This window comes from Gilliamella sp. Pas-s27, assembly GCF_009795865.1.
Classification (GTDB): Bacteria; Pseudomonadota; Gammaproteobacteria; order Enterobacterales; family Orbaceae; genus Gilliamella.
The window spans coordinates 19,444-27,466 of record NZ_WTEW01000029.1; the positions used below are offsets into that span (position 1 = coordinate 19,444).

Annotated in this window: 7 protein-coding genes; all 7 read left to right on the forward strand. The window is 36.7% G+C overall.

Translation table 11 applies throughout. The features are described from left to right. Window positions 1-33 precede the first annotated feature (33 nt). Window positions 34-1,461 (forward strand): tRNA (N6-isopentenyl adenosine(37)-C2)-methylthiotransferase MiaB, encoded by a 1,428-nt coding sequence (gene miaB, locus GQ589_RS10275; RefSeq protein ID WP_160412787.1) that lies wholly within the window; start codon window positions 34-36, stop codon window positions 1,459-1,461. Window positions 1,462-1,531: 70 nt separating this feature from the next. Next, a complete protein-coding gene (locus tag GQ589_RS10280; RefSeq protein ID WP_160401374.1) occupies window positions 1,532-2,011 on the forward strand; it encodes a hypothetical protein in 480 nt (159 codons plus the stop codon). A 23-nt stretch (window positions 2,012-2,034) separates the two neighbouring features. Continuing rightward, entirely contained in the window at window positions 2,035-3,057 is a 1,023-nt protein-coding gene (locus GQ589_RS10285; RefSeq protein WP_237398399.1) for a PhoH family protein, read from the forward strand. Window positions 3,058-3,075: 18 nt separating this feature from the next. Further along, entirely contained in the window at window positions 3,076-5,013 is a 1,938-nt protein-coding gene (gene mrdA / locus GQ589_RS10290; protein WP_160412817.1) for a penicillin-binding protein 2, read from the forward strand. 2 nt (window positions 5,014-5,015) lie between these two features. Beyond that, window positions 5,016-6,122 carry a peptidoglycan glycosyltransferase MrdB gene (gene mrdB, locus GQ589_RS10295; protein ID WP_160412785.1) on the forward strand — a complete coding sequence of 369 codons (1,107 nt, stop codon included), beginning with the start codon at window positions 5,016-5,018 and terminating at the stop codon, window positions 6,120-6,122. 14 nt (window positions 6,123-6,136) lie between these two features. Beyond that, window positions 6,137-7,318, forward strand: coding sequence for a serine hydrolase (locus GQ589_RS10300; protein ID WP_160412782.1), 1,182 nt, complete (start codon window positions 6,137-6,139; stop codon window positions 7,316-7,318). Window positions 7,319-7,767: 449 nt separating this feature from the next. Next, window positions 7,768-8,023 (forward strand): hypothetical protein (locus GQ589_RS10305; protein WP_160426016.1); only part of this gene is annotated, 256 nt, incomplete at its 3' end.

Sequence of the window (8,023 nt, forward strand, 5' to 3'; positions counted from 1 at the left end):
TTCATTTTAACAATTAATATAGCTGAGTTATTGATGAGCAAAAAATTACATATCAAAACTTGGGGCTGCCAAATGAACGAATATGATTCGACAAAAATGGCCGATCTCCTTGAATCTACTCACGGATTAACCTTAACGGATAATGCTGAAGAAGCCGATATCTTATTACTTAACACTTGTTCTATTCGGGAAAAAGCTCAAGAAAAAGTCTTCCACCAGTTAGGTCGTTGGAAAAACTTAAAACAGCATAATCCAAATATCATTATTGGTGTCGGTGGTTGTGTGGCATCTCAAGAAGGTGCGCATATTCGCAAACGTGCCCCATTTGTAGATATTATTTTTGGACCACAAACATTCCACCGCTTACCAGAAATGATAGAACAAATAAAAAGTGGTAACGGCAATCATGTGGTTGATGTCAGCTTTCCTGAAATAGAAAAATTCGATCGATTACCTGAACCGCGTAGCGAAGGTCCAACAGCATTTGTTTCAATTATGGAAGGATGCAATAAATATTGTACTTATTGCGTTGTCCCTTATACTCGAGGGGAAGAAGTTAGCAGACCTTGTGATGATGTAATTTATGAAATAGCACAACTTGCTGAACAAGGTGTGCGAGAAGTAAATTTACTTGGGCAAAATGTTAATGCTTATCGTGGACCAACATTTGATGGTGATATTTGTTCATTTGCTGAGTTATTACGTTTAGTTGCGGCTATTGACGGGATTGATCGCATTCGTTTTACTACCAGTCACCCAATTGAATTTACCGATGATATTATTGATGTTTATCGTGATACGCCTGAACTGGTGAGTTTTTTACATTTACCGGTACAAAGTGGATCAGATCGCATATTAAATCTAATGAAACGAACGCATACAGCACTTGAATATAAATCAATTATTCGCAAACTACGTAAAGTTCGACCAGATATTCAAATTAGCTCTGACTTTATTGTTGGATTCCCTGGGGAAACACAAGAAGACTTTGAACAAACTATGAAGCTTATTGCCGATGTAAATTTTGATTTAAGCTATAGCTTTGTCTATTCAGCTCGCCCAGGTACACCTGCTGCTGAAATGGAAGATAACGTATCAGAAGAAGAGAAAAAACAACGTTTATACATTCTTCAAGAACGAATCAATCAACAAGCCATGCAATTTAGTCGCCGAATGTTAAATACTGTACAACGCATTTTAGTTGAAGGTCCTTCTAAAAAAGACCTGATGGAATTAACAGGCCGAACTGAAAATAATCGAATTGTTAACTTTGAAGGCAATCCTGATATGATTGGTAGATTTGTTGATGTTGAAATAACTGATGTTTATCCAAATTCATTGCGTGGTAAAGTTATTCGTACCGAAGATGAAATGGATTTGCGGGTAAATGAATCACCAATGTCAGTGATATCGCGAACTCGAAAAGAAAACGATTTAGGTGTTGGTATTTATCAACCATAAAAAGAGAACCATTTAACTAGTTTTTATAATAAAAATTAAAAAGTTATTAAATAAAAGGATAGGAAAGAAAATGTTTATTATTTTTGGAACTCGTGGAAGGGAAGTCAACGAACATAGTGGGCAATTTAATTGCCCAAATTGCTGTTCGCAACAAAATATCACTACTGATGAAAAACAGCAAAAATACACACAAATAAAAATGGCAAAATATTTTACGTTGTTTTTTATTCCTATTTTTAGTTTTGAAACATTAGGTCGTTATATCAAGTGTAATGAATGTAATAATGACTATAACGAAAAGGTACTTGAATATGTACCACCAACATTTGAAGAACAAGTTGCATCATATGTTGAGCAAGAGTTAAAAAGCGGAACGCCTATTTCAATGTTAGTCAATAAATTAAAATCGCAAGGATTTGATGGAAGTCAATCAATAAGAGCTGTTGACAATGTTGTTAACGGAAACATCGTATCTTGCCATCAGTGCAATATGGACTTTTTAAAAGGTGTTGAAAAGTGTTCTTTGTGTGAAGGACGCATTAGTGATTAATATTAAAATTAGAGGACTTATCTTTGAATATTACGACAAATGAAACCATGCTAGAACCTGCTGATAATCAGCGTCTTAATAGTCTTTGTGGTCCTTATAATGACAATATTAAACAGCTAGAGCGCAGACTTGGTATTGAAATTAATCACCGAGGTAATTTATTTACAATAACAGGTGACAGTATCTGCGTTCAAGCAACTATTGATATTTTACAATCCCTTTATCAACATACCCAAATCAAAGATAAAGTTATTGATATTGAGCCTGAACAAATACATCTAGCAATAAAAGAGTCAGGTGCTTTACAAAAAGCAAGTGAACACTTACCTGCTTATATTGATCATCAAGGCGGAAAGCTAGTGATGATAAAAACCAAACGGGGTATTATCAAACCCCGAACGGCTAATCAAGCTCAATATATTGCTCATGTTTTAGATTATGACATCTCGTTCGGTATAGGGCCAGCAGGAACAGGTAAAACCTATTTAGCTGTGGCGGCAGCAGTAGATGCACTTGAAAAACAGCAAATTCGCCGCATTGTACTAACCCGACCCGCTGTCGAGGCTGGTGAAAAGTTAGGCTTTTTACCAGGTGATTTAAGTCAAAAAGTGGATCCTTACTTACGTCCACTTTACGATGCTTTATTTGAAATGCTTGGCTTTGAAAAAGTTGAAAAACTGATTGAAAAAAGCGTGATTGAAGTCGCACCACTAGCTTATATGCGTGGGCGTACGCTTAATGACGCCTTTATTATTCTTGATGAAAGCCAAAACACCACAATTGAACAAATGAAAATGTTTTTAACCCGTATCGGCTTTAATTCTAAAGCGGTAATTACTGGTGATATTACTCAAATAGATTTACCACGTCATCAAAAATCGGGCTTACGCCATGCCATTGAGGTACTAAGTAAAGTTGATGAAATCAGCTTTAATTTTTTCAATAGCGAAGATGTGGTACGCCATCCAGTGGTTGCCAAAATTGTTAATGCTTATGATAAATGGGAAGAACAGCAACATAAACCACAAACAGAAAAAAACATTTAGAGGAGTATTGTTATCCCTATTTCAAGCAAAAAAAGGAAAACAAACATTCGAGATCACTCAGCAGAAGCAAATTTATTTTTTCGTAGAGCGTTGTTTTCATTTATTGTCATTATCATTTTAATTATTGTTTTGCTTGTTAACCTTGCTGGATTGCAGATTGTAAATTACGGTTATTACAGCACCAAATCTAATGATAATCGCATTGAAATTATACCTATTCCACCTAATCGCGGCATGATTTATGACCGTAATGGCGCCCCATTAGCCATTAACAATATCACATACCAATTAAACATCATTCCTGATAAGGTAAAAAACCTGAATGAACAATTTAATGAATTAAAAAAAATTGTTGATTTAACTGACGAAGATATCGAAAATTTCCAAAAAGAGCGCCGAAATTATAAAGCGCACAGACCTGTCCCATTAAAAAATAACTTAACTCAAGAACAGATTGCGCGTTTTGTTGTTGATCAACACCGCTTTCCATATGTATCCATTATGGATATACAGCATCGTTATTATCCTTATGGGGCATCACTAACCCATATTCTTGGATATATTTCTAAAATTAACAGCCAAGATAAACAACGTCTAGAAGATGAAAATAAAACTAGTGATTATGTAGCTACTTTTAATATTGGTAAAATGGGTATCGAAAAATACTACGAAGATGTATTACACGGAACCCCGGGTTATGAAAAAGTTGAAGTTAACAGCCGCGGACGCATTGTTCGTCAACTAAATAAAAATCCCCCCCAAGCGGGCGAAGATATCTATTTATCTATCAACCTTAAATTGCAACTATATATTGAACAATTACTAGCTGGACGTAAAGCAGCTGTGGTGGCAATTGACCCTAATAATGGTGAAATATTAGCTTTAGTTTCAAGCCCAAGTTATGATTCCAACCCGTTTGTGGGTGGGATATCAAGCACTAAATATAGTGAATTACTCAAAGACCCAAGTAAACCGCTTTTTAATCGAGCTTTACTCGGTGCTTATCCACCGGCCTCGACTGTTAAGCCGTTTATTTCTATTGCGGCATTAAGTGAAGGTGTAGTGACCCCAAAAAGCGTAGTTAACGATCCTGGTTGGTGGCAATTACCGGGTACAGAACGACGTTATCGAGATTGGCTTAAATGGGGACATGGTCGTGTTGATGTATTAAAAGCCATTGAGGAATCGGTTGATACCTACTTTTACCAAGTTGCTTATGACATGGGCATTGATCGCTTAAACTTATGGATGAGTAAATTTGGTTATGGTGAGCGAACAGGCGTAGATATTTCCCAAAACGAAGAAACACGAGCGGTAATGCCTAGTCGTGAGTGGAAAATCAAACGGCATAAAAAGTCTTGGTTACAAGGTGATACTATACCTGTTGGCATAGGACAAGGTTATTGGACAGCAACCCCAATACAAATGGCCAAAGCACTAACAACTTTGATCAATAACGGCAAAACCTATACACCACACTTTTTATTATATAAAAAGAGCGATATTTTAAATTCTAATGAACAGCAACCTCAAGTTGATTCAAATAATTATATCGAAGCAACTAGCCTAGTTGATGTTAACCCAGCTTATTGGTCGCTTGTTAAAGAAGGTATGCACCGAGTTATGTTTGGTGCACGAGGAACAGCACGCAAAATTTATGCTGATGCAAAATATCAAGCAGCGGGCAAATCGGGTACTGCACAGGTTTATGGCTTAAAGCAAGACGAAATCTATAACGCCCATAAAATACCTGAACATTTACGCGATCATGCATTATTTATTGCGTATGCGCCTTATGATAAACCAAAAATAGCCTTAGCCATTGTTTTAGAAAACGGCGGGGGTGGTAGCTCGAACGGTGGTGCGGTAGCACGTAAAATATTGGATTTTTACCTTTTAGGCAACAATTCTACCGAGCTCAACCAACCGTCAACCAATACAGAAACAGAGGACTAATAATGAATAATATTAAAAAGAGTTTTTGGCAAAAAATACATATTGATCCCCTGTTCTTTTTATTTATAACGTTATTACTGGGTTATAGCCTTTATATTCTTTGGAGTGCAACAGGACAAAGTATCGACATGATACAAAAGCGAGCAATACAAATATTACTTGGTTTTGCTGCTATGATTATATTGGCGCAATTTTCGCCCAGAACTTATGAAAAATGGGCGCCATATCTCTATGTGGTTTGTATTTTAATCTTATTACTGGTAGATATTTTTGGTTATACCAGTAAAGGAGCCCAACGTTGGTTAGATTTAGGTGTATTGCGATTTCAACCCTCTGAAATTGCCAAAATTGCTGTACCATTAATGGTTGCTAAATTCATTCACCGTGATGGATGTCCACCACCATTAAAAACCACGTTACAAACACTTGCTATCATTGGGGTACCCACATTACTGGTGGCTATGCAACCCGATTTAGGGACTGCTATATTGATAGCCATGTCAGGCATTTTTATTATCTTTTTAGCAGGTATGAACTGGCGCTATATTCTTATTGCACTTGTTTTAATTGCTGTTTTTTTACCGATTATGTGGTTTTGTTTAATGCATGATTATCAGCAAAAACGTGTACTTATGCTTATCAACCCTGAACTTGACCCAAGTGGGGCTGGTTACCATATTATTCAATCAAAAATAGCAATAGGATCGGGCGGTATATGGGGAAAAGGATGGCTTGAAGGCACACAATCGCAACTTGAATTTTTACCTGAACGGCATACCGACTTTATTTTTTCAGTTATTGCTGAAGAGTTTGGTTTTATTGGCTCCATCATCTTACTGATCTTATTTTTATGCCTAATTGTGCGAGGGCTATTTATTGCAGCACAGGCGCAAACCACCTTTGGACGGATCCTTTCTGGTGGACTTATTTTAGTATTTTTTATTTATGTGTTCATTAATATTGGTATGGTCAGTGGAATCTTGCCTGTTGTTGGTGTACCATTACCACTAATAAGTTATGGCGGCTCATCCTTAGTTGTATTAATGGCAAGTTTTGGCATTATGATGTCTATTCATACTCATCGATACATGTTATCTAAAAATATTTAACGGAATTTAAATAAATGAAAAAGAAATTTAAATTATCTTTTACTTTCTTAGCGCTTGCAATTTGTTCATCGGCATCGGCTGAAATGGCATTTCCTATTCCTGCTATTCCGCAATTAGACGCGGAAGCTTACATTCTAATCGATGCAAAATCAGGCGAAATTTTAGCGCAATATAATGCCGAACAGCAACGCGATCCCGCAAGCTTAACTAAAATGATGACCAGCTATGTGATTGGGCAAGCATTACAATCAGGCCGCATAAAAAATGATGATATGGTTGTTGTCAGTAAAGATGCTTGGGCAACGGGTAACCCAATATTAAAAGGCTCATCACTAATGTTTTTAGAAGTCGGTAAAACGGTTTCTGTTTCTGATCTAAACAAAGGTATCATTATTCAATCAGGTAATGATGCTTGTATTGCTATGGCTGAACATGTAGCAGGTAGCCAAGGTGCATTTGTTAACTTAATGAATGATTATGCAAAAAAAATTGGACTAAACCATACGCATTTTGAAACTGTACACGGACTTGATGCACCAGGACAATATACCACAGCCAAAGATATGGCATATTTAGGTCAAGCACTAATTCGTGACCTACCTGAAGAATATTCTATTTATAAAGAAAAAGAATTTACCTACACGCTGTCCAAACCACAATTAAACCGAAACGGATTACTTTGGGACACCACATTAAACGTTGACGGAATAAAAACAGGTCACACCAATGCTGCAGGCTACAACTTAGTTGCCTCGGCGGTAGAAGGCAACACCCGCTTAATTTCAGCGGTACTGGGCGGACGCACATTTAAAGGTCGCGAAGCAGAAAGTAAAAAGCTATTAGTCTGGGGGTTTCGATTTTTTGAAACTGCAAATCCCGTAAAAGCAGGTAGCCCAGTTGCTACCGAATCGATTTGGTATGGTGATCAAAACAAAATCCAACTTGGTGCTGTTAATGGCGCATTTATTACTGTACCAAAAGGACGAGCTGCCGATGTACAAATTGAATATAAAATTGATGATTACATCTATGCCCCAATCGCCAAAGGCAATGCTGTAGGTAAAATGCAATTTTTACTAGACGGTAAAGTCATTAACGAACAACCACTTGTTGCTTTACAGGATATTAAAAAAACAGGATTCTTTGGCGGAATATGGGATTGGATCTGCCTACAATGCCATAAGTTTTTCAACTAATAAGTCATTCAACTAATTGTTATAAGCGTTCTGTAAGAGCTTACTTACAGAACAGCTTTAGCAATCACCAAAAAACAGTCAGGAAAGTTATTGATTTTATTGAAGTTTTTATTTTACTGTTTTTTCAGGAAAACATATCCCACTCGTTTGCTTCTGATGCCTAATTAGACAAAGCTTATCATTACGGTCTATAAAGCAAGCTGCCGTCACCTTCCTAGATTGATAAAAATTGATACTCTTATCTTTTTTCTGGCAAATGTGTTTTTCCTGCTATCTAATTAATCAATATAAATTAGTTATATTAATCAAAGGTATTTTAAAAATAAGGGTTAAAATTAATGCCAAAATCGCTTATAATTTGTTTTTTATGTTGTTGCGTGTAAAACCACAGTAGTAGTGTAAGTGGCTAATAAATAATAATATTAAACTGAAAAAGGAAAGGAAAAAGCATGGCAAACAAGTTTGACCGTTTGGTTGACAAGTTAGGTGAGGGATTGGTTAATGGGTTAATTGATGGGTTGAAAAGTGTGAGCCATAATCGGTATACGCTAACAGTGGAGGGGCTGGGTTCACCGGTGTCGGTGTTGCAGGTTAAAGGCGATGAGCCACTCAATCAACCTTGGCATTATACGATAACCTTCACCAGTCCTGATAAAGCCCTGTCCCTTGATTCCCTCCTTAACCAACATGCCACTTTCTCATTTA

Coding starts and splice junctions, on each gene's coding strand:
- miaB (WP_160412787.1), top strand. CDS start 34: ATGAGCAAAAAATTACATATCAAAACTTGGGGCTGCCAAATGAACGAA.
- GQ589_RS10280 (WP_160401374.1), top strand. CDS start 1,532: ATGTTTATTATTTTTGGAACTCGTGGAAGGGAAGTCAACGAACATAGT.
- mrdB (WP_160412785.1), top strand. CDS start 5,016: ATGAATAATATTAAAAAGAGTTTTTGGCAAAAAATACATATTGATCCC.
- GQ589_RS10300 (WP_160412782.1), top strand. CDS start 6,137: ATGAAAAAGAAATTTAAATTATCTTTTACTTTCTTAGCGCTTGCAATT.